This is a genomic window from Acinetobacter sp. Swhac1 (assembly GCF_013390985.1).
Taxonomy (GTDB): Bacteria; Pseudomonadota; Gammaproteobacteria; order Pseudomonadales; family Moraxellaceae; genus Acinetobacter; species Acinetobacter towneri.
Genome location: NZ_JACASN010000023.1, coordinates 1 through 22,639 on the forward strand (window position 1 = coordinate 1; position 22,639 = coordinate 22,639).

The window sequence follows — 22,639 nt, forward strand, 5'->3', positions numbered from 1 at the left end:
TCAGGAAAAAGACCGATGGTACAGCGGAAGACCGCCGCGAATACCGACAACAGCATAGTCAACCAGTGATGCAACAACTATATGAATGGCTCAACCAACATCATCTGACAGTGCCATCGAGTTCTCCCACCGCCAAGGCCATCAATTACACTCTGAAGCGTTGGCCAGCTTTAAGCCGCTATCTGGATGATGGCAATCTACCGATTTGCAATAATTGGGTCGAGAATCAGATGCGTCCCTGGGCGTTGGGGCGCAAGAACTGGCTGTTTGCAGGTTCGCTGCGCAGTGGTCAGCGAGCGGCAAACATCATGACGTTAATCCAGTCAGCAAAGCTGAATGGCTTGGATCCGTATGCCTATTTAAGTGATGTGCTGAAAAGGCTGCCGACACATAAAGTGACCCAGATTGAAGAATTGCTGCCGCACTGCTGGAAACCTAAATCGAATTAAAAAATAGGTATGGGATTCAGCGGACGCTTACTTTTATAGTAGGTTCATGAACTTAATACAATAAAAAATCTAAAATGACTTTAATAATATTTTGAAAATATTAGAAATTATTCATAAATAAATCTATGAAGTAGACTTTAGGTGAACATAAGTTAAATAAATAACACCTGTCATTTTGTTCATTATTTCTGATGTGGCTTTGATGGCTTAAGTCGTAAAATTGAAATTAGATGTTTTTGTATAGATCCAAGTATTAAGTCATCATTACGGTTTTTACGTACCACACCATTGGCACGTGAAAAAGTTGAAAGCTTATATTTGTATGTCTTACGTCAAAAAGCCAAACAAAAATCGTAGCTATCAAAACTCAGCATAATATTTTATACCAAACAGAAAACTAAACTTAGTGAATAGCCAATGATTTTGTAGATACCTTTCAATTAGTTAGTGGTAGACTGCCACCACTCTCCTGGCAAAATTTAGTCTATATCCCTATGGTTTATTTAAAAACTTATTTTCTATCTTTACTAGGCTGTATGATCAAAATCATACTGGCACTCAACACTGTAAATTTGAGAATGAATCTGTACGTACAGACTCATTCCCTATCTATAAAGATATTAGAAATAGTTACATAGAGTTTATTTCTAACTTATTCAAATTTGTCGTTAAAATTAGACTTTACTACGGATGAACAATAATTTTTACTGCAGACTCATTATTATGAATCAGCGTTTCAAAGCCTTTAGAAACAAGATCATCTAATGCAATCCGTTGGGTAATAAAAGGTTCTAGATTAATCTTACCTTGCTCAACTAAACGGATAGTTTCCTGATGATCATTTACATAAGCAATCGTGCCACGAATATCTAGCTCTTTCATCACCACACTATGCACATTAATTGTGGCAGGATGGCTCCAAATAGAAACGATAACGACTACACCAGTTGGTTTCATTGCTGCAACGAGTGTATCCATGACTTTATTGACACTACTACATTCAAAAGCGACATCTACACCGCGGTCTTCTGTAATTTTCATTACCTCAGCAACTACATCAACCTTAGATGGGTCTAGTACATAATCGGCAACACCCGCTTCTATCGCTTTTTCTTTACGTTTTGCACTCAGTTCAGTAATGATGACCGTGAGACCTTTAGCCTTTAAAATAGCAGATAAAAGTAAGCCTATTGGGCCTGCTCCACCAACCAGTGCGATATCGCCAGCTTTTGCGCCACTTCTGACATAGGCATGATGACCGACAGATAAAGGTTCTATCAATGCTGCTTGGTCTAAAGGAATATCATTTGAAATAGGATGAACCCAACGCCGCTGAACTGCAATTTTTTCAGAAAGACCACCACCGCGTCCGCCTAAACCAATAAAGTTCATATTTTTTGATAAATGATACTTATCATTGGGGCCAGTCGGCACATCGTCAGCAATGATGTAGGGTTCAACTACGACATGTTGCCCAATTTGGATATCATCTACACCCTCTCCAACTGCATAAACCACGCCTGAAAATTCATGTCCCATTGTTACAGGTGCAGATTCTCCCGAAATTGGGTGTGGGTGACCACAAGGTGGAATAAAAATAGGACCTTCCATGAATTCATGTAAATCTGTACCGCAAATACCACACCACGCAACTTGAATTCCAACTGTGCCTGGAAGTACTTTCGGTTCAGGGATATCTTCAATTCGAATATCCCCTCGGTCATAAAAACGAGCTGCTTTCATTGTGTATTCCTTATGTTGATATTAACGGTAAACCATTCCACCATCTGTCAAAATAGACTGACCTGTAATATAGTTTGCATCCTCGCTGGCTAAAAATGCAACTAATGCAGCCACGTCATCTGGTGTTTCAGCACGTCCTAAAGCAATACCATCTACATATTTTTTATACGTTTGACCAATTGGTGCACCTGTAATTTCAGAGAACCGCTGATCTATTTCGACCCACATGTCTGTACCAACAACACCCGGACAATAGCTGTTTACCGTAATTTTAGCACTGGCATATTCTTTAGCAGCAGCTTGCGTCAATGCACGAACTGCAAATTTAGTTGCCGAATAAACACCGAGTAAAGCAAAACCTTCATGACCTGCTATTGAGCATGCATTAATAATTTTTCCAGCCTGTTGGCGTTGTTTAAATTTATTTGCTGCGGCTTGAATCCCCCAAAGTACACCACCGACATTGATGTTCATAATTTGATTAAATTCACTCGGCGTTACTTCTGCCAAAGCTTTGACTTGTGCAATACCTGCATTATTAATCATGATATCAAAACCATTAAGTGTCGATTCTGCATGATTAATAGCGTCACTGATTTGTATTGGATCTGAAATATCCGCAATAAATGCGGTGGCTTTTACGCCAAAGGCTTCAACCTCTTGTTGAACAGTATTTAACTTTTCTTGGTGAAGATCGACCAATCCAATATGAACACCTTCTTGTGCTAAACGTAAGGCAATACCGCGTCCAATACCTTGTGCCGCACCCGTAATTAATGCAACTTTATTGTTTAAACCTCTAGGCATGTTGCGACTCCTTAGATATGAATTGCACGTTGCATCGCAGACAAGACCGACTCATGCATCGCCTCAGATAAAGTAGGATGAGGGAAAATGACCTGTGCTAAGCTTTCATCGGTTGCTTCTAGATATTTTGCGATCGCAAAACCTTGAATGTGTTCGGTGACTTCATGTCCAACCATGTGAGCACCCAACAATTCACCCGTTTCCTGACTAAAAATGGTTTTAATAAATCCTGCGCTATCGCCTAAAGCCAATGCTTTACCATTCGCTTGTAAAGGAAACTTACCCACATTGATATTCAAGCCCGTAGCTTTCGCTTTCTGTTCTGTCAAACCAATACTGGCCACTTGTGGATGGGTAAAGATACAGCCCGGAATTTGTGTACGATCTAAAGCATGTACATGACTTAGGCCTGCAATTTTCTCCACACAAAGAATGGCTTCATGACTGGCTTTGTGTGCCAAACACGGTGCACCTGCGACATCACCAATTGCATAAATGCCCACTACATTGGTTTTACACCATAAGTCGACTTTAATAAAACCATTCTCAAATTCAACTCCCAAAGCTTCTAGGCCAAGATTTTCAGCATTCGGTTTCACGCCAATAGCTGAAAGCACCTTTTCAACAGTAATGATTTGCACACCTGTGGCAGTTTCAATATGACAATGTACTTGAGCCTGATCAGTTTCTATTTTTTTTACAGTCGCTTCGGTTAAAACCTGCATACCCTGCTGTTCAAATTGCTTTTGTACATACTTCGCAACTTCAATGTCTTCGCTATGGAGAATCTGCTTTGCAATATCAACCAAGGTAACTTGGCAGCCTAAGTCTTGGTATAGGCTTGCAAACTCACTGCCTATAGCCCCCGAACCAATGACCAGTAAAGATTTTGGTAATTGTTCCGGAACTAAAGCCTCTTTATAACTCCAGACCTGATGGCCATCTACAGGAATATGAGGCAAATTGGCCGCACGTGCACCTGTTGCGACAATAATATGCGGTGCAGAAATCTGCTGTTTTTGACCATTCGCATCTGTAAGCTCTAATTGCTCTTTGGCAACAAACTGGGCTGCCGCGTTAAAAACAGTGATTTGATTTTTTTTCAATAATTGACCGATACCTTGCACGAGTTGCTCAGAAACCTGTCTGCTATGATGGACCAGTTTTTGAATATCAAAATCAATCGCGTTAAGCGTAAAGCCAAACTGCCCTGCATGTTTGAACTGCTGCGCAAGCACAGCCCCGCTCAATAATGCCTTGGTTGGAATGCATCCCCAATTAAGACACACTCCGCCTAAGTGTTGTTTTTCAACGATTGCAGTTTTTAATCCCAGTTGCGCTGCGCGAATCGCAGCGACATATCCTCCAGGACCAGCACCAATAACCACAAGATCAAATTGTGTATCTGACATGGCTATTCCTCCTACACCAAAATTAATGCAGGATTTTCGACAAACTGCTTAAATGCCGATAAGAATTGAGCACCCAACGCACCATCAATGACACGATGATCACAAGACAATGTTGCGGTCACCATTTCACGAACAACAATCTCATCATTTTCAACGACAGCACGTTTCTCTGCTGCACCTAAGGCTAGAATTGCACCTTGAGGCGGGTTAATAATGGCATCAAACTGTTGAATACCAAGCATGCCTAAATTGGAAATACTGAAACTGCCCCCTTGAAACTCATCAGGTGCCAATTTTCCAGTTTTGGCACGTGTCACCAGATCACGCATATCATTGGAAATTTGCGCCAAAGATTTACGGTTCGCTGCTTTAATAATTGGCGTGATCAGTCCATTTTCGATGGCTACAGCAACCGAAATATCAGCCTGTTCAAACTGTAAAATCTGCTGATTCTCTTCATCAAACTGAACATTAACTTGTGGAACTTTAATCAGTGCAGCAGCAGCAGCTTTAATCAGCATATCGTTAATGGACAGTTTGACTTGCGGTACAGTACTGTTAATTTGCTGACGCAAAGCCTGAACCGACTCAACATTTAAGTCTATCGTTAAGCGAAAATGTGGTGCATTGCGTTTTGCCGCTTGTAGCCGTGCAGCGATTGCTTTACGCATACCATTCATAGCTACGGTGGTGAATTTTGCTGACTCTGTTGGATACGCATACTCAGTATGTTGAGCTTGTACAGGGTTTTCACGTTGATATACAGCTTCAACATCTTCCTTACAGACTCGTCCACGTGAACCCGATACACGACAATCATGCAAATTAATGCCCCATTGTTTTGCCAAACGGCGAGCAACAGGTGTTGCTAGAACATCACTATCATCTGCTTTAGATTTCGCGGCTTTCGTGCTGGCTTGATGACGTACATCTGGCCAAGAACCACCAGCAGCTTGAACTGCGGCCTGAATATCTTGAACACTGATACGGCCTTCACGTCCAGAACCTGTAATCTGAGCCAAGTTTACATTATGCTTTTCAGCCAATTTCAAGGCATGTGGCGTTGCAAAAATATCATCGCTTTGTTGGTAGCCTTGTAACTCATCAGGAATAGAATATCCGCCCTGAGTCACCGCTTTTGATCCATTACCAACACTGTTCTGTTTAGGAGCAGCTTGTACTTTGGTTTCAACTTGAGCCACATCGACTTTTTCAGGAACCGCTGCTACCGCTTTATTTTCAGTTACAGCAGGTGTTCCACCTAAAGACTGTGCAAATGCTTCAACTTCTGCATCGGAAACTTGAGCGTCTGCACAAATTGCAATGATTCCACCTACGACCAGTGTGTCACCATCGTTAGCAATAATTTTTCGTAGCAGGCCATCAAAAGGTGCCTCCAATACATTGACGATTTTTGTGGTTTCAATTTCACAAATTTCCTGTCCTTTACTAAATTGGGTACCTTCCTGAATCAGCCATTGGGCAATCGTACCCTCTTCCATGGACAAACCCCATTTTGGGATTTCTAAAGTTTTAATTTCGCTCATCCTAAGCCTCCAACGTCTTGCGTACAGCCTGTTCGATGCGTTCTACACTAGGTAGCCATTCTTTTTCTAGTACTGGTGAAAATGGTACGGGTGAGTGTGGTGGAGTGACTAATTCGATTGGTGCTTTAAGATAATGAAAGCCTTTCTGGGCAATAAGCGCAGCCACATCATGTCCGAAACCACAACGTGCTGCTGATTCATCCACAATAACTACGCGACCTGTTGAAGCCACTGACTCTAAAATGCCATCTTCGTCTAATGGAGAAATGGTTCGAGGGTCAACCACTTCAACCGAAATGCATTCTTTTGCGAGCTTGTCAGCAACTTCATTGGCACGATGCACCATCAGGCTTAAGGCAATAATGGTGATATCAGTACCTTCACGTGTGTAATTTGCGACACCAAAAGGAATAGTGTAGGCCTCATCTGGTACTTCGCCCTTAATGTCGTACAATAACTTGTGTTCACAAAAGACTACTGGGTCATCATCTCGAATGGCTTGAATCAATAACCCTTTCACATCATAGGCGCTCGAAGGCACCACCACTTTTAAGCCAGGTACTGAGGCAAACACGTTATATGGCGACTGAGAATGCTGTGCTGCGGCAGAAAAACCTGCACCGATCATGCCTCGTACAACGAGTGGCGCTTTGGCTTTGCCGCCAAACATGTAGCGAAATTTAGCTGCTTGGTTATACAGCATGTCATAACACACGCCGTAAAAATCCATAAACATTAAATCTGCCACAGGTCTTAAACCCGTTGCAGCAGCACCTGCCGCCATACCAATAATCGCTGATTCTGTAATTGGCGTATCAATGACTCGTTCAGAACCAAATTCAGTCCATAAGCCTTTGGTTACACCAAGTACACCGCCAAAACCTTCCAGTTTATTGTCATCGGTATTTTTGCCACCATGCCCACCACGAACATCTTCACCGACCACAATGACACTTGGGTCTCGGCGCATTTCTAATTCAATTGCTTCTTTAATCGCGTTTCGATAACTTTTATTTGGCATTTTTCTACTATTCCTTTAGTAAGAGACGTAAACATCAGTAAGTAACTGAGAGACTTCTGGGTACTTAGCTGCGCGTGCTTTTGCAACGGCATCGTCTACATTGGCTTTAGACTGAGCGTCAATCGCATCGAGCTTGGCTTCGTCAATTTTGTCTTTGACTTTTTCGCGGAATATTTTCAATGGATCTTTATGTTCTTTGACATAATCCAGTTCTTCTTTGGAACGAATAAGTCCCGGATCACCTTCAAAATGTCCATAAAAACGGTTAGTTACTGTTTCAATCACACTCGGGCCTTCACCACGGCGGGCACGTTCAATGGCTTTTTGTGCAACTTCATACACAGCAAAAAAGTCTGTTCCATCTACTTTTTCAGCGGGTAAGCCAAAACCTGCTGCTCGGCCTGCAATGTCTTTACTGCCTACGGCATAATCATGTGCAGTACCTTCACCAAAACCGTTATTTTCAAAAACAAAAATGACAGGAAGCTTTAACACCACAGCCATATTCATTGCTTCAAAAGTTAAGCCCTGATTTGACCCGCCATCACCGGTAAATGACAGACCAATACCACCATTCTTGAGTGTTTTAGCACTTAAAGCTGCCCCAATAGCCAAAGGTGGACCACCACCTACAATACCGTTTGCACCGAGCATGCCTTTATCTAAATCCGCAATGTGCATTGAGCCGCCTTTACCACGACACAAACCATCATCTTTACCAAAAATTTCTAGCATCATGGCGTGAATGTCACAGCCCTTAGCAATACAATGTCCATGTCCACGGTGTGTTGATGTAATGAAGTCCTTATCTGTTAAATTTTCGCAAATCCCTACTGCAACAGCTTCCTCACCGCTATAGAGATGGATGAAACCAGGGATATCACCTGTATTGTTTTCATCGTGAAGTCGATCCTCAAATTCACGAATGTCGCGCATTCTTTTGTATGCTGCTAGCAATTGCTCTTCCGTTAATTGCATATATTTGTTCCTTATTCACTACGCTTAAAAGAAAATCCAAAATTGAATAATTGGATTTTTAAATCGTATATTTATATAAGAATATTTTTACTTAATTTCATATTAGACTAAAAAAATATAATCCATAAAAAGATGAGATAAATATTAAAAACAGAAGGTTATGAAATTAAAAAATTTTGTAAAATTTTACAATAGTTCAATCACATACAAAAACAAACCTTTAACCAACCTTTGTTTTATATGATAAGTTTTTTGCCCTGTTTTAATATTATTAATCCATTTAAATCAGTTTATTTAATATCAGGGTATATATTAATTATTTTAAATGATGGAGTGTTTGTAATGGATTTAAATAACACAGTATTAACTGGAAAGAAGCTACGTGGCGCTGAAAAAATGGCGCGTATTCCAATTAAAGTTGTTCCAACGGAAACGACACCGAAAAAGCCAGAATGGATTCGGACTAAAATTAGTCAACCTGAGGAAGTTCAAATCATTAAGGATTTATTACGACAACAGGAACTACATACGGTTTGTGAAGAAGCGGCCTGCCCCAATTTGCCACAATGCTTTAGCGGAGGGACTGCAACGTTTATGATCATGGGAGATATTTGTACTCGACGCTGCCCATTCTGTGATGTCGCACATGGTCGTCCTAATATCCTAGATACTAATGAGCCAAAGCATCTGGCTGAAACAGTCAAGAATCTAAACTTAAAGTATGTCGTGATTACTTCTGTTGACCGAGACGACTTAAAAGATGGTGGTGCACAGCATTTTGCAGATTGCATTCGAGAAATTCGTCAAACCAGTCCAGAGACTCTGATAGAAATTTTGGTTCCTGATTTTCGTGGTCGTGCAGATATTGCCCTGAAGATTCTGAGCCAAAACCCACCTGATGTTTTTAATCATAATATTGAAACCGTGCCACGTCTGTATAAAGCCATGCGACCAGGCTCTAACTATCAGCATTCATTGGATTTACTCAAGAAATTTAAACACTACTGTCCCGATATTCCAACCAAATGCGGTTTGATGGTCGGTTTAGGAGAAGTCGAGGCTGAGGTTATTGTCTTATTAAATGATTTGAAAGATTACCACGTTGACTATGTCACAATCGGTCAATACTTACAGCCATCTAAGTCTCATGCGCCAATTCATCGTTTTGTTACGTTGCAAGAGTTTAAGCATTATCAAACACATGGAGAGCGCTTAGCGTTTAAAAATATTTGGAGTGCGCCATTAGTACGATCAAGTTATTTTGCTGACCGTCAGTATTATGGTGAAGCTGTGCCTAGCCCTTACATGAGCGAATGAATTTTCATCCTATTTACGTTTATTAACATTTCAGATGGAAATAGCCATTTTCAGCTCATAAGAACACTTTTAAAGTAACTCAAGGACTGGTAAAGCCATAAGATATGATTTAACCAAGCAAAGATAAAAGCATTTAAAATTGAAGCAAGAAGAAATGACGTAAATGACTATAAATTTGGAAACTCATTTCTAAAATTTAAAAATATTACAGTCTGATCATAAAGGAATATGATATGAACCTGTTCAATACCGCATCTGCAAAAAATCTGCAAACAACCCATTTAATTAATCAACATACTGTACATGCGGCTCCTGTTTTAGCCTTACCTCCAGAAGATAAAACGTCTTTATTTCGCCGCTCTATCCAACATAATTATGCCGACTTACTCAAAATAGCTGATGATTCAGATATGGCGATTGGTCTCACAGATCATCAAGGTACTCTGTTATGGACATGGAGTAGTTCTGCAATGCTTTCTTCTGCCGAACAGGTTCATTTTATTGAGGGTGGGCATTGGTCTACACAGGCAGTTGGAACCAATGCGATTGGTATGGCGTTAAACAGCCAAATATCAAGTTGCGTCTATTCTCATGAAAACCAAATGGACAGTGTTAGAGATTGGGTTTGTTATGCCGCACCGATTTGGGACCCAACATCGGGACAATTTCACGGCATTATTAACCTTTCTACAAAATATAAAAAACATACGCCTTTAGGGTTGCTCGCAGTTGAACGCTGTGCAGATTTAATACAGCGTGCCATAAAATTTGAGCAGCAAAATTTTTTGTACATTAAAGCGCTAGGTTCACCTTGGGTTCAATTTAATGGGCAAACTTTAAACTTGAGTCACCGTCAAATTGAAATACTTTGCATTTTAGCTTTGAATCCCCATGGAATTGGCTTAGAAGAGTTACACTATGCCCTTTATGGTGAGCGTAGTGTCAGCCTAAAAACCCTAAAGGCTGAGCTTTCACAACTTCGTAGCCTATTACCTCATTCAATTGAAGCTCGCATTTATAGGCTTAGCTGTGAAGTCCAATGTGATTTTTTACGTGCTGAACAATCATTAAATGCAAATCTTATTTCCAGTACATTCTCACTATATAAAGGTAGCTTTCTCTCTAAATCAGAAAGCCCTTTACTCAGCACTTGGAGACATTGTTTTGATGCCCGTTTGAGCCAGTTGATCTATCAAATAAAGGATATCGATCAGTTATTAAGAATTATTGGGCAGACACATGACCGAATTGATGCTGTACAGCGTTTATTAGAGTTATTACCACAGGACAGTATCCACCGTAATTATTTTTCAAATCTGATTTAGATTTGATCTGTTGCTTCAATTCTAAAGTTTTATTGTGAAACAGATTGAAAAGGAAGCTTGATTTTCATACTCCTTTAATGAGAATGTACGATCAAGTCTGAACTAATACAGAATATCGCTTATAAAGCTTATAAATAAGCTTTTAGTTGTTCAAACAAGTGAGACCACCTCTTTTTGAGTAAACTTTTCTTTATCAATTTTCAGCACGTAGCGGGTATTACGCCCACCACCTTCCAGTTTATACAGCACACCGTTTTCCAAAAGCTCGGTTAGGTGACGTGTTGCTGTAGCCTTACTTACTCCAGTGAGCTTTTGATACTGTGAAGCATTAATTCCGAGAGGGAAATCATTCTCTTCGCCATTGAGTAAACGATTTAAAACTTTATTCTGGGCTTCATTGAATTCGATATGAGAATAAGTGCTCCAAAATTTCGCTTTAGTGATCGTTCGATCAAGTCGTAGTAAAGACCTATCGATACTTTTTTCTAAGGTGTTTAAAAACCAGACCAACCACTCATTGATTGTATAAGTATCATTCTGGCATTTCTCAAGAACCTCATAATAACTACTACGATTTTCATGAATGGCCACGGACATAGCATATAAACGGATACTTTGGTGATCCATTTGAGCTAATGCTAAATCTGTAATAACACGCGTAATACGACCATTACCATCTTCAAATGGATGTAATGTCACAAACCAAAAATGAGCAAGTGCAGCTCGCAATAACGGATCAAGCATTACATCTTCTCTAGAACTATTGAACCATTCTATAAATTCATTCATTAGTCCCTGTAAATGCTCTCCACCCTCAGGTGCTTCAAAGTAAACCTTGGTAGTAGTGCCATAAAGAGAACCACCAACAACCTGCATTGGTGCCTCGTTATCACGAATTTCTCCTACTTTGATTTTTTGCGCAGCATAATTAAAGCGTTCTATAGTTTGAAAAAGCCAGTTATGCCATTGTAATAAGCGCTCCATTGTTAATGGCGCATTATGATTGCTCACTGCATCCATCATGATATTGGCTAAACCTTCATTTTTATCTTGAATGGGTGCAGGATTTTCTTCTGTTACCCCTAAACGCCGAGCTAATGAGGATTTGAGTGAACGAACATTCAACTTCTCATCTTCAATGAGTGAGGATGCGACTAGATTTGTGAGCAGTGTATCTAATGGTAATGCCTCAGCTTCTGGTGATACTTTGCTCTCTCCGACTAATTGACCTATCTTCTTATGAATTAAACGTAATTTTACTGTGACAAGTGCTTCATCCCATTTAAATTTAGTCCAGTTTGCTTTTTGCCATACCCATTTTTTCATAAGCATTCCCCCTACTGCATGAGCCGATTGTAACACCTATTCGGCTCATTTAGTGAGCTATTAATTCAGTTATTCAGCTCATTTATGACGATTGACCTAATAAAACCTAGATTGTGAGCCGAATAATTGGCTTAAACAGCTCATATGGTGAGCCAAATATGCAGGTTATTCGGCTCATTTACTTCTTTTAGCCATTAGGTTGGTTCTGTTAATTTTTTAATGCGATCAGGCTTTGTTGCACAAACCTATGTGTAAAGGCTTTTTCAGCGATATAATTTTCAAATGAAGAAGCCTACACCTAAAATCTATCGTACAACCAATTGGTCCTCGTATAACCAAGCTTTAATCAAGCGAGGAAATATTTCAATCTGGTTTGCTCCTAAGACGTAATGGTATGCACAACCACAAGGCAAGCACGGACGAAATCAAACTTATTCCGATACAGCGATTCAATGCTGTTTAATGATCAAATCTCTATTCCGTCTTTCTTTACGTATGGTTACTGGCTTTGTTCAAAGCCTGATTAAACTCTGTGGCTTGAATTGGACAGCGCCAGATTACTCCACCCTTTGTAGACGACAAAAGCATATTGATATTGCGATAAGCTATCAGAAAAGTCGTGATGGGTTACACCTACTCGTCGACTCTGCGGGTTTAAAATTTTTAGGTGAAGGCGAATGGAAGCGTAAAAAACATCAGCCTGAATACCGTCGGCAATGGCGTAAACTGCATATTGGTATAGATGTTGAAACACTGCAAATACGTGCCGTTCAGCTTACGACAAATAATGTCAGTGATTCACAAGTACTAGGTGATTTACTGGATCAAATTCCACTAGATGAGCGAATAGATTCTGTCTATACCGATGGCGCGTACGACACGAAGTACTGCAGACAAGTGATTTCAGATCGTCAAACACATGCAGTAATTCCACCCAGAAAGAATGCCAAGCCCTGGAAAGATTCTAAAATAAGTTCAATAGAACGAAATGAGTTACTTCAAACGGTTAAACATTTAGGCAGAACCCTATGGAAAAAATGGTCGGGTTATCACCGTCGTAGTTTGGTGGAAATCAAGATGCATTGCATCAAATTATTAGGAGATAAGCTGACGGCAAGACATTTTCAAAGTCAGGTCAATGAAATTCATGCGCGTGTGGCAGTTCTGAATAGATTTACGGAATTAGGTAGACCTCACACCCAAGTTGTCTCTTGAATTTGAATGGATTGGGGAAAACTCAGCTTTTGAATGTTTATGCAACAAAGCCCAGTCAATCTCATAGTCTAGTTTGAATAAAAACTTATCTATGTACCTTCAATTTTAAGCATGGTTTGATTCTCTCTTTTCAAATAAATGGCCATGCAATACTCAGTAAAAATAATAGCCCTAATACGGTGCAACTAATTTGCCAAAAACGCAAAGGATCTCGTTCAATGATTGCTGGTGGTTTAGAGTTTAATAATTCTTTGGAAGGATGCATTAGATTATGAATGAGTTCAGATAAGGCCTCAAAACGATGTGTTGGTTCAATACTCAGCGCTTGGCCTAAAATTTTATCTAACCATATAGGTAAATCAGGCCGATATTTCCTGATGGAATAGTATTGAACTTTTTTAAGCTGCTTTAAACTGTTACAGCGAGCTAAATCTGTCCCATAAGGTAATTGTTTGGTCAGTAAATAATAGGCCATTACCGCCAAAGAAAATTGGTCTGAATGTACAGATGGCGAATGATCAATAAAATACTCCGGTGCCATAAATGCTAAGGTTCCGAGTGGTCGATTCGCATTTTTAGGATTAATTTCGACCAGGCCTCTTACTGCTGTTGAACCATAATCAATCAGTTTAATTTTCATGGCACTTTCTGTATTTAAAACAATGATGTTTTTTGGCCGTATATCCTGATGCAGCATCTCCAGCCGGTGCATTGCATTTAAAGCCAAAGCTGTTTGTTGCAAAATTGGTAAAATCTCATCGAGATTTAAAGGCTTTTCATGGCGATGCAGCCATTGAGCCAAAGTTTCACCCTGTAAATATTCATAACATTGGAATAAATATTTTTTCTCAGTGTTATGTGGATAACACTGCATCAGGTTGTCATGCTTCAGACGTTTTGATACCCAATCTTCGAGTTGAAATTGCTCTACGGCATACTTATCTTGCTGTAAATCTACCCCCAAAGTTTTTATAACCAAAGGCTGCTGCTGAGTATCGTGTGCCAAATACAGGCAACTGCGATGATTTTGGTGCAAAATCTTATCAATCACATAGCCTTCAAAAACTTCACCTTTACTGAGCTGTTGTGGAAATACATAATCCTGCTGAGTATGAAACTGATTCAGTTCAGGCAACTGTTCTACACGGATCACCTGGAAACTTAAGTTATCATCACTGCCCTGTTCTAAAGCTTTTTCAACTAATCCTTTGGCAAGTTGATTTAAATCTGCATCTATTAAAGTTAAATCTAATAATTGTTGATCTGTGACAAATTCATAGACCCCATCGGTCATTAGTAAAAAAATATCTTTTTCTTTAAGTTCAATATTTCGATAATCAATTTCAATACGATAATCCGCACCTAAGGCTCGACTAAGATAATGCTCTTTGGAAGACAACCAGACACGATGATCATGGGTTAGTAATTCAATTTCATGATCGCGAATGCGGTAAATACGACTATCACCAACATGAAAAACATGGGCTTGTTGCTGTTTTAAAATCAGTGCAGATAAGGTACAGACATACCCTCGGTCTTTATCAAAACGTCCTTGACTTTGTTGAGTCTGTGCATAAAGCCATGAATTGGTCGCGCGGATCACTCGTTCTGCTGAAGTCTGTGTACTCCAGGCATCTGAAGTAGAATAATAATCCGATAAAAAACTGCTGACTGCAGTTTCTGCTGCAATATGGCTGACATTGCTGCTACCGATTCCATCCGCTATAACACATGCAATACCTTTCTGTTTCAGCACATGTCCTTCGGGCAGATATACTCCATGGAAATCCTGGTTCTGTTGTTTAACTCCGGCAGTAGAATATTGCCCAATACTGACTTTTAATGTTTTTTTCATGCTGAAAGCTCAAAAAGGGATCTATATGATCCCTTTATAAAATGATGAATGTTAAAATTCTTTTTTAACACCAGTACGGACATGGGTGGTATAAAGTGCAAGACCTGTTAATGCCAAACCGCCCACCAGATTACCTAAAGCAACCGGCAGTTCATTCCATAGGAAGTAGTCAGCAATCGAGAAGTCACCGCCCATCATCATGGCAAATGGGAACAGGAACATGTTCACGACAGAGTGCTCAAAGCCCATGGCAAAGAACAGCATAATTGGCATCCACATGGCAATAAATTTGCCACTCACCGTAGTAGACATCATCGCGCCAATGACACCTAATGACACCATCCAGTTACACAGCATGCCACGGATAAAAATAGTCATCCAGCCGGCGAATCCGTATTCGGCATAACCTAATGTCCGCTCCTCGCCAATATGCGCAATTTTTACGCCGACAGGGTTTGGATCCGCTGCAAAACCCATGGTATAAACCGCTGCCATGAGCACCGCAACGACTAAACAGCCTGTAAAGTTCCCTACAAACACCAAGCCCCAGTTTTTTAGAATACGTCCCCATGTCACCCCTGGGCGTTTATCTAGCCATGCCAGCGGCGTAAGTACAAACACCCCAGTTAATAGGTCATAGCCCAATAAATACAACATACAAAAACCAACTGGAAACAGGAGCGCACCAATCAATGGTGATCCTGTTTGCACGGCTATGGTAATGGCAAATACCGCTGCCAAGGCCAGAATGGCCCCTGCCATAAAGGCACGAATCAATACATCACGGGTTGCCATATGCAATTTGGATTCACCCGCATCTACTACTTTTTTTGCAAACTCCGCAGGAGCAAGATATGCCATGTTGTCGTCCTCTTTTTCAATATACGGACCTGTTTTTCGAAAAAAAGACGCCTAAGATCATTGAAGACCTTAGGCGCCGTTGCCTTGAATATTAGAACAGGTAATGGTGAATGGCGTCGTTGCCATGTATATCGAAATATAAGCAAAAGCTATGCCACAAATAATTTACAATCACTTAAATATTCATTTTCTATTTAGCATGAACTCTAGAATGCTGTTGGCATGATATCTGCATTATGCGTTCTGCATACATTCATTTGAGAATAATTTGGAGAGGATTATGATTACCCATCGTCAACAAGTAACTGACATGATCATTTCAGCGAAAGTTTTAAAGTCAATTAAGTGGTCAGATGTTGCCAAAGAGATTGGTCTTTCTAAAGAATGGGTAACCGCTGCATGTTTAGGTCAGATGGCGTTTAATAAAGAGCAAGCAGAAAAGATTGGTCAGATTTTTGGCTTAAGTGATGAAGCTGTTGCATGGCTACAAATCGTGCCATACAAAGGTTCATTGCCGACCAGCGTGCCTACTGATCCCTTAATTTATCGCTGGTATGAAGTAGTGAGTGTTTATGGTTCGACCATTAAAGAACTGATTCATGAAGAATTTGGTGATGGAATTATGAGTGCAATTGATTTCAATATGGATATTCAACGTGAGAGTAATCCAAACGGAGATCGGGTGAATGTCGTATTATCCGGAAAGTTTTTACCTTATAAAACTTATTAATTTGTCTTGTCCTGAAATAGATTGACAGTATTCCACTTCAAACCGAGTTAAGCAATTAGCTCAGTTTTAGTTTGCTCATACGTCTGATTCGGGGTGTTCATATTTAAACTTAAATGTGGTCTATAGCAATTATAAATCATGATAGATTCCGCAATTAAGTGATCTAACTCCTTCATGGTTTGACATCGTGTAGTTAAAAACTCCTGCTTTAATATTCCATTAATCCGCTCTGCTAATGCATTTTGGTATGAGAAACACTGTTTCGCAAGTGCGCCATCTGTCATAGAAGGACATACCCCATAATGGTGTAATGCCACCTTTGACAAAGCAACAACGCTTCAGAAGTTGATACGTTGTGCAGGCCATTACATTGTCCCCATTCAGAACGAACTTCGACCAGCTCACCATCCTGAATCCCGTATTTCAATGCATCATTCGAATGAATTTCACAATACGGTTCGGCACGATGTGTACTGAGATGGGCAGATAATCCAGTGCAGCTCATAGCAGGCTCATGATTTTTTCGGTCTGGGCAAATTTCTGAAAAAATAAGGTTAATTTTTCAATAGTAATCCCGGTTCGTTGAGCCACGCTTTCAATCGATGACTCTGTCGAGCTGCTGGCAAGCGCCTGCTCCAGACCTTGAGTATGTTGGGTAACAAAATCCAGATCGGCATGACCATTTTGCTGAAGATACTGCAACAAACCATTAAACAGCGCGACATCCTGACCCGGTAAAATCGGCAAGTGTAAGTCTGCCGCTTCACAGGTTGCAGTAAAGCGCGGGTCAATCACCACCACAAATAAATCCCGCTCTTCTTTGACTTTCATGATGCGCTGATAAAGCACCGGATGGCACCAGGCAGTATTGGAACCGACCAGAATCACCATTTCTGTCTGCTCAAAATCTGTGTAGCTGGCCGGTACCAGGTCTTCGCCGAAAGCCCGTTTATGTGCCGCCACAGCAGAAGACATGCACAGTCTTGAATTGGTATCAATATTGGCAGTACCCAGATAGCCCTTTACAAACTTGTTCACCACATAATAGTCTTCAGTCAAAAGCTGGCCGGAGACATAAAAGGCGATGCTGTCGCGTCCATACTGCTCAATACATTGCTGAAATTTATTGGCAATACTTGAAATGGCATGATCCCAAGTGCTTATTTGCCGCTGCTCTTTTCGACCTGTTATCGGATGTAGAAGCCAGTTTTTTAAGCCAAGTGTATCGGCAAGATGACTGCCTTTAATACACAACTTGCCCAAGTTAGCAGGATGCTGAACATCACCTTCCATCTGAACCTTTTCACCCATCGAGGTTTGGCTTACGTGCGCGTGACACCACAGCCTACTCCACAATAAGGACAGGTCGTCTGAGTAGTTTTTATTTGGGATTCAGTAGAGCTATGTAGTTCCATAACCGGAATACTATTCATTGCTGCTGTGCTCCTTAATCATCCAAATTCACGTGTTTCACCAAATCTCTGATATCTAGTTTTTACAGGTTTGATTTAAATATTTTCTATATCTCAAAAGTTTTAATCCTCCCCAACCCTCCTTTAGCAAAGGAGGGAGGTTCCCCTCTTTTTCAAAGAGGGTTTGGAGGAGGTTTATCCGATTACCCTGCCTTTTTTAATGCAAAATCCCGACCAAAAAGCAGTTTGCTGCGGATATTACTAATTGGTGTCTGGTCTGCAATCAGTTCTGCATACCAAGCCCCATCTTCGGTATCGCCAAATAGCACAGCACCAATGACCTTGTCCTGTTGAATGATGATCCGTTTATAAATCTGACGCTTCTCATCATTCAGCACGATATCTTCGAAATCATTAGTCGGTTCAAAATTACCTGCTGAGAATACGTCACATCCGCTGACCTTCAGTTGGGTCGGAACAGTCGGTGCCTTAAAGGTCAGTCGGCCATGTTCAGCCAGATGCGTCGCACAGATAAAGGCTTGTCCCCATAGGGGTTCAACCAATCCAAAGGTCTGACCACGATGCTCAATACATTCACCCACTGCATAAATACTCGGGTCATAGGTTTGCATGGTGTCATTCACCAGTACTCCACGATTGCAGCGCAAGCCAGCCTGTTCAGCCAGAGTTTTATTTGGTCGAATCCCGACGGCAAAAACTACCAAATCAGCATCCAGCACTGTCCCGTCTTTTAAACGCAGTTGAGTCACGTGGCCGTCTATACCGAGCAGCTCTTCGGTGTTGGCTTCAGTGATGATTCGGATGCCTTTATCTTCAATTGATTTTTTCAGCATTTGACTGGCTTTCATATCCAGTTGACGATCCATAATACGGTCCATCAGATGCAGCACAGTTACATTCATCCCCTGCTGCTTCAGTCCATAAGCTGCTTCTAGACCCAGCAACCCACCTCCAATCACGACGGCATTTTGCTTGGTTTTGCAGTAATCCAGCATGTGGTTAACATCCTGAATATCCCGGAAGCTAATCACGCCTTCAAGTTCAGCACCTGAAATTGGTGGTATAAAGGGTTTGGAACCAGTAGCGAGGATCAGACGATCATAAGCAACGATTTCACCTTTTTCGGTATGAACCTGCTTACGTGAACGGTCGATAGAGCTGGCAGCATCTCCAGCGATGAATCGAATGCCTTTTTCGGCATACCAGTCGGCTGAATGCAGCATAATTTCTGCAAAGCTTTTCTCACCAGACAATACCGGTGACAACATGATCCGATTGTAATTGCCCCATGGCTCTTCCCCAATCACGGTAATGTCATAACGATCTGGCGCCATATCCAGCAAGTCTTCCAGACAGCGCATGCCCGCCAGCCCATTTCCGACCAGTACCAGTTTTAAACGCTCTGTGTTCTGACCATTACTGGAAATATAGGTCTTTTGTGGAGTCGGACTCACCAGAACTTTGCCATTTTCAATTCGGGTTGGAAATACCAGTAATTTCTGGTCTTGCTCTTCCAGACAACGGCCGGTCACCAGACTGAAATGCTGCTTATAAATTGGGGATGCGACTACACGCTCACCTTGCAGATCACCCAGAATGCCACGTGCCATGACATTGGCCAGACTAAATGGATCTTGATTGCTGAGTGCATACACCCGCTGTTCCTGACCCACGCGAAAAATTGCAATCTGCTGATCTTCAATCAGGGCTGCCACACCGGTATTCGGGGTAATCTCATCCAGATTGCAGACTTCGTACCAGTTCAGTTCGTTCATGTCTTTTAAAATTGTCATTTTCATTCTCCCTGACTGTGGTATTTAGGCTTCAACCACTGGAATACGGTTTAAATCACGTTCAGCTTCTGTCTTTGGACGAATCTGGCCACGTACAGGCGCAAACTGAATATTCGGGTCATTCTGCTCAGCTGCTTTGGCATTGATAAAAGTCTTAAAGCGTTTGCGTACTTCAGGATCTTCAATCGCGGTGCGCCATTCATCCTGATAAGTGCCAATCACATGCTGCATACGGCTTTCCAGTTCAGCAGCAATACCCAGTGAATCATGCACAATGACATCTTTCAGATAGTCCAGCCCACCTTCCATATTGTCACGCCATACGCTGGTGCGTTGCAGACGATCTGCTGTCTGGATATAGAACATAAAGAAGCGGTCGATATATTTGATCAGTGTGGAAGTATCCAGATCCGAGGCGAGTAGTTCAGCATGGCGCGGTTTCATACCGCCATTGCCACATACATATAGATTCCAGCCTTTTTCGGTGGCAATGACACCGACATCCTTGCTCTGTGCTTCTGCACATTCACGGGTACAGCCAGATACTGCCATTTTGGTTTTATGTGGTGAACGCAGGCCTTTATAACGATTCTCCAGGAAAATCGCCAAGCCGACAGAATCATCGACTCCGAAACGGCACCAGGTACTACCCACACAAGATTTCACCGTACGTAAGGATTTGCCGTAGGCATGTCCGGACTCGAAACCGGCATTGATCAGTTTTTCCCAGATTTCAGGCAGCTGATGTACCTGTGCACCAAACATGTCAATTCGTTGTCCGCCTGTGATTTTGGTATATAGACCATAATCTTTGGCGATCTGACCGATGGTAATCAGGCCATCCGGGGTAATTTCGCCGCCTGCCACACGTGGCACAATCGAATAAGAACCATCTTTCTGGATATTGCCGAGATAGTAGTCGTTGCTATCCTGCAAACCGGCATGGCTAGGTTTTAGAACAAAGTCATTCCAACAGGATGCCAGAATATTGGCTACAGTCGGTTTGCAGATATCACAGCCCATGCCGTGCCCATGTTGCTGAATCAGGTCAGAGAATGTCTTGATCTCATGCACGCGTACCAGGTGATACAGTTCCTGACGTGAATAGGCAAAGTGTTCACACAGGTGATTGTTCACCGTGACACCCTGACGCTGTAATTCAGATTTGAGAACCTGCGTTACCAGTGGCGCACAGCCACCGCACGCAGTTGCAGCCTGCGTGCATTTTTTCAATGCACCCAATGAAGTTGCACCGCCATCAATGGCTGAACAGATATCAGCTTTAGAAACGTTATTACATGAACAGATGGTCGCACTGTCAGGCAATAAATCGATGCCACTGCCACCTGATTTGGAGGTTGACTGATCAAAGCCCGGCATGATCAGGCTTTCCGGTTGCTCCGGTACAGCCAGACCATTCAGCATCATTTGCAGGAGATCACTATATTCTTTGGCACAGCCCACCAGCACCGCGCCCAGCAGCCTGGTCTTATCTGCTGACACCACGATTTTTTTATAAACCTGCGCGGCTTCATCAGCATAGAAATAGCTCAAAGCACCTGGGGACATGGCATGTGCATCACCAATAGAAGCAACATCCACGCCCATCAGTTTGAGCTTGGTACTCATGTCCGCACCAGCGAATGCATGACTTTCTTGGCCTAGGACATGTTTTGCCGCGATCCGCGCCATGTCATAGCCTGGTGCAACCAGACCATAAATTTTATTGTCCCAAAGTGCACATTCACCAATGGCATAAATGTCCGGATGTGAGGTCTGGCAATAATCATTAATGATAATGCCGCCACGCTCACCAATCAGTAAACCACTTTGGCGCGCCAGTTCATCACGCGGACGAATGCCGGCCGAGAACAGGATGATATCGGTTTCAAGCACCGAACCATCTCCGAACTTCATTACATGCTGAGTGCTGTCACCATCTTCAATACTTGACGTGGCCTTTTGAGTATGTACCTTGACACCCAGGTCTTCAATTTTAGAGCGCAGTATCTGGCCGCCCAGATCATCAATCTGCACCGCCATCAGACGCGGAGCAAATTCTACGACATGGGTTTCCAGATTCAGATCTCGCAGGGCTTTCGCTGCTTCCAGCCCTAGCAAGCCGCCGCCAATCACTACGCCAGTTTTGGCATTCAGACTGGCTGCACGAATGGCATCCAGATCTTCAATGGTACGATAAACAAAGCAATTCTGACGGTCATTGCCCGGGATTGGTGGCACAAAGGCATAAGAACCGGTAGCGAGAATCAACTTGTCAAAACTCAGCACATCACCCTGGCTGGTGGTGACGGTTTTATGGAGCTGATCAATTTCAACCGCTTTAGTATTAAGTCGCAAATCAATGTCATAAGCATCGGCAAAATCACTACGACACAGACTCAAATCCTTGACCGACTTGCCGCTGAAATATTCGGTCAAATGTACCCGGTCATAAGCTAAATGTGGCTCTTCTGCCAAAATGGTCAGCTCAATGTCATCACCGGCCTGTTCCAGTACAGATTCGATGAATTTATGCCCCACCATGCCATGCCCAATCATGAGAATTTTCATATCTGCACTCCAACTATTGTTTTTTTAAAGATGATAAAAAGCCACATATCACGTCTAGGCATTGATATGTCTGCTGATTGAATATGTTGTAAATACCGCGACCCAGCACTTTGTAATGCTGGAGGAAGGGTTGAAACGCTTGTGCGTTTTGTATTGCTGAACAACTGACCATGTCATTTATCCTGTGCTGAACGAAATACCAATCACATTTTTTGAAAATGCAATTACGATCAGAACGGACATCGTTGGCCGTTGT

16 protein-coding genes and 4 pseudogenes are annotated in these 22,639 nt (G+C 41.8%); 6 read left to right on the forward strand and 14 right to left on the reverse strand.

The window, feature by feature from the left end; genetic code table 11:
- The coding region (locus HX743_RS11545; RefSeq protein ID WP_032022216.1) for a transposase at positions 1-449 on the forward strand (449 nt) is incomplete at its 5' end.
- Between the two features lie 195 nt (positions 450-644).
- Positions 645-806: pseudogene (locus HX743_RS11550) on the forward strand (VF530 family DNA-binding protein); the annotation flags it as partial.
- A gap of 327 nt (positions 807-1,133) precedes the next feature.
- Here HX743_RS11550 and HX743_RS11555 read toward each other — a convergent pair.
- From HX743_RS11555 to HX743_RS11580, 6 genes are read right to left on the reverse strand one after another with little or no spacing between them, the layout of a single operon-like run.
- Positions 1,134-2,192 (reverse strand): 2,3-butanediol dehydrogenase, encoded by a 1,059-nt coding sequence (locus tag HX743_RS11555; RefSeq protein WP_004281883.1) that lies wholly within the window; start codon positions 2,190-2,192, stop codon positions 1,134-1,136.
- 21 nt (positions 2,193-2,213) lie between these two features.
- Positions 2,214-2,999, reverse strand: a complete 786-nt coding sequence (locus HX743_RS11560; RefSeq protein WP_178319285.1) for an acetoin reductase — start codon at positions 2,997-2,999, stop codon at positions 2,214-2,216.
- Between the two features lie 11 nt (positions 3,000-3,010).
- Positions 3,011-4,411, reverse strand: a complete 1,401-nt coding sequence (lpdA, locus tag HX743_RS11565; RefSeq protein ID WP_178319286.1) for a dihydrolipoyl dehydrogenase — start codon at positions 4,409-4,411, stop codon at positions 3,011-3,013.
- Positions 4,412-4,422: 11 nt separating this feature from the next.
- Positions 4,423-5,958, reverse strand: a complete 1,536-nt coding sequence (locus HX743_RS11570; RefSeq protein WP_178319287.1) for a 2-oxo acid dehydrogenase subunit E2 — start codon at positions 5,956-5,958, stop codon at positions 4,423-4,425.
- A gap of 1 nt (position 5,959) precedes the next feature.
- Complete coding sequence (locus HX743_RS11575; RefSeq protein ID WP_178319288.1) at positions 5,960-6,979, reverse strand: alpha-ketoacid dehydrogenase subunit beta; 1,020 nt, start codon at positions 6,977-6,979, stop codon at positions 5,960-5,962.
- A gap of 15 nt (positions 6,980-6,994) precedes the next feature.
- Positions 6,995-7,957 (reverse strand): thiamine pyrophosphate-dependent dehydrogenase E1 component subunit alpha, encoded by a 963-nt coding sequence (locus tag HX743_RS11580; RefSeq protein ID WP_178319289.1) that lies wholly within the window; start codon positions 7,955-7,957, stop codon positions 6,995-6,997.
- Between the two features lie 342 nt (positions 7,958-8,299).
- On the opposite strand from HX743_RS11580, the gene lipA reads away from it, so the two are divergent.
- Both lipA and HX743_RS11590 read left to right on the forward strand, forming a co-directional pair.
- The gene (lipA, locus tag HX743_RS11585; RefSeq protein ID WP_178319290.1) at positions 8,300-9,274 is read left to right on the forward strand and encodes a lipoyl synthase; all 975 of its coding nucleotides are present in this window, start codon (positions 8,300-8,302) and stop codon (positions 9,272-9,274) included.
- Positions 9,275-9,507: 233 nt separating this feature from the next.
- Complete coding sequence (locus tag HX743_RS11590) at positions 9,508-10,599, forward strand: transcriptional regulator (RefSeq protein WP_178319291.1); 1,092 nt, start codon at positions 9,508-9,510, stop codon at positions 10,597-10,599.
- Positions 10,600-10,749: 150 nt separating this feature from the next.
- On the opposite strand, the gene HX743_RS11595 is transcribed toward HX743_RS11590, so the two are convergent.
- Positions 10,750-11,925: a Fic family protein gene (locus tag HX743_RS11595; protein ID WP_178319292.1), complete on the reverse strand. Its 1,176-nt coding sequence runs from the start codon at positions 11,923-11,925 to the stop codon at positions 10,750-10,752.
- Positions 11,926-12,207: 282 nt separating this feature from the next.
- Between HX743_RS11595 and HX743_RS11600 the strand changes: the two are divergent.
- Positions 12,208-13,140 (forward strand): annotated as a pseudogene (locus HX743_RS11600) (IS5 family transposase).
- A 130-nt stretch (positions 13,141-13,270) separates the two neighbouring features.
- On the opposite strand, the gene HX743_RS11605 reads toward HX743_RS11600, so the two are convergent.
- Both HX743_RS11605 and HX743_RS11610 read right to left on the reverse strand, forming a co-directional pair.
- Positions 13,271-14,995: a bifunctional protein-serine/threonine kinase/phosphatase gene (locus HX743_RS11605; RefSeq protein WP_178319293.1), complete on the reverse strand. Its 1,725-nt coding sequence runs from the start codon at positions 14,993-14,995 to the stop codon at positions 13,271-13,273.
- 51 nt (positions 14,996-15,046) lie between these two features.
- Positions 15,047-15,856 (reverse strand): formate/nitrite transporter family protein, encoded by an 810-nt coding sequence (locus tag HX743_RS11610; RefSeq protein ID WP_008303564.1) that lies wholly within the window; start codon positions 15,854-15,856, stop codon positions 15,047-15,049.
- A 280-nt stretch (positions 15,857-16,136) separates the two neighbouring features.
- On the opposite strand from HX743_RS11610, the gene cynS reads away from it, so the two are divergent.
- Positions 16,137-16,586, forward strand: a complete 450-nt coding sequence (cynS, locus tag HX743_RS11615; RefSeq protein ID WP_178319294.1) for a cyanase — start codon at positions 16,137-16,139, stop codon at positions 16,584-16,586.
- 47 nt (positions 16,587-16,633) lie between these two features.
- Here cynS and HX743_RS11620 read toward each other — a convergent pair.
- From HX743_RS11620 to nirB, 5 genes and pseudogenes are all read right to left on the reverse strand, one after another.
- Positions 16,634-16,885 (reverse strand): annotated as a pseudogene (locus tag HX743_RS11620) (integrase core domain-containing protein); the annotation flags it as partial.
- On the reverse strand, positions 16,867-17,091 hold the full coding sequence (locus HX743_RS11625; RefSeq protein ID WP_178319295.1) for a molybdopterin dinucleotide binding domain-containing protein: 225 nt from the start codon (positions 17,089-17,091) through the stop codon (positions 16,867-16,869). The pseudogene HX743_RS11620 and the gene HX743_RS11625, both read right to left, overlap by 19 nt.
- A 2-nt stretch (positions 17,092-17,093) precedes the next feature.
- Positions 17,094-18,019, reverse strand: a pseudogene (locus HX743_RS11630) (molybdopterin-dependent oxidoreductase); the annotation flags it as partial.
- Positions 18,020-18,201: 182 nt separating this feature from the next.
- On the reverse strand, positions 18,202-19,812 hold the full coding sequence (gene nirD, locus HX743_RS11640) for a nitrite reductase small subunit NirD (RefSeq protein ID WP_178319297.1): 1,611 nt from the start codon (positions 19,810-19,812) through the stop codon (positions 18,202-18,204).
- Positions 19,813-19,836: 24 nt separating this feature from the next.
- Positions 19,837-22,383: a nitrite reductase large subunit NirB gene (nirB, locus tag HX743_RS11645; protein ID WP_214129016.1), complete on the reverse strand. Its 2,547-nt coding sequence runs from the start codon at positions 22,381-22,383 to the stop codon at positions 19,837-19,839.
- Positions 22,384-22,639: the final 256 nt, after the last annotated feature.

Excerpts from the sequence above, each read along its gene's own strand:
- HX743_RS11555 (WP_004281883.1), bottom strand. The coding sequence starts at position 2,192 with ATGAAAGCAGCTCGTTTTTATGACCGAGGGGATATTCGAATTGAAGAT.
- HX743_RS11560 (WP_178319285.1), bottom strand. The coding sequence starts at position 2,999 with ATGCCTAGAGGTTTAAACAATAAAGTTGCATTAATTACGGGTGCGGCA.
- lpdA (WP_178319286.1), bottom strand. The coding sequence starts at position 4,411 with ATGTCAGATACACAATTTGATCTTGTGGTTATTGGTGCTGGTCCTGGA.
- HX743_RS11570 (WP_178319287.1), bottom strand. The coding sequence starts at position 5,958 with ATGAGCGAAATTAAAACTTTAGAAATCCCAAAATGGGGTTTGTCCATG.
- HX743_RS11575 (WP_178319288.1), bottom strand. The coding sequence starts at position 6,979 with ATGCCAAATAAAAGTTATCGAAACGCGATTAAAGAAGCAATTGAATTA.
- HX743_RS11580 (WP_178319289.1), bottom strand. The coding sequence starts at position 7,957 with ATGCAATTAACGGAAGAGCAATTGCTAGCAGCATACAAAAGAATGCGC.
- lipA (WP_178319290.1), top strand. The coding sequence starts at position 8,300 with ATGGATTTAAATAACACAGTATTAACTGGAAAGAAGCTACGTGGCGCT.
- HX743_RS11590 (WP_178319291.1), top strand. The coding sequence starts at position 9,508 with ATGAACCTGTTCAATACCGCATCTGCAAAAAATCTGCAAACAACCCAT.
- HX743_RS11595 (WP_178319292.1), bottom strand. The coding sequence starts at position 11,925 with ATGAAAAAATGGGTATGGCAAAAAGCAAACTGGACTAAATTTAAATGG.
- HX743_RS11605 (WP_178319293.1), bottom strand. The coding sequence starts at position 14,995 with ATGAAAAAAACATTAAAAGTCAGTATTGGGCAATATTCTACTGCCGGA.
- HX743_RS11610 (WP_008303564.1), bottom strand. The coding sequence starts at position 15,856 with ATGGCATATCTTGCTCCTGCGGAGTTTGCAAAAAAAGTAGTAGATGCG.
- cynS (WP_178319294.1), top strand. The coding sequence starts at position 16,137 with ATGATTACCCATCGTCAACAAGTAACTGACATGATCATTTCAGCGAAA.
- HX743_RS11625 (WP_178319295.1), bottom strand. The coding sequence starts at position 17,091 with ATGAGCTGCACTGGATTATCTGCCCATCTCAGTACACATCGTGCCGAA.
- nirD (WP_178319297.1), bottom strand. The coding sequence starts at position 19,812 with ATGACAATTTTAAAAGACATGAACGAACTGAACTGGTACGAAGTCTGC.
- nirB (WP_214129016.1), bottom strand. The coding sequence starts at position 22,383 with ATGAAAATTCTCATGATTGGGCATGGCATGGTGGGGCATAAATTCATC.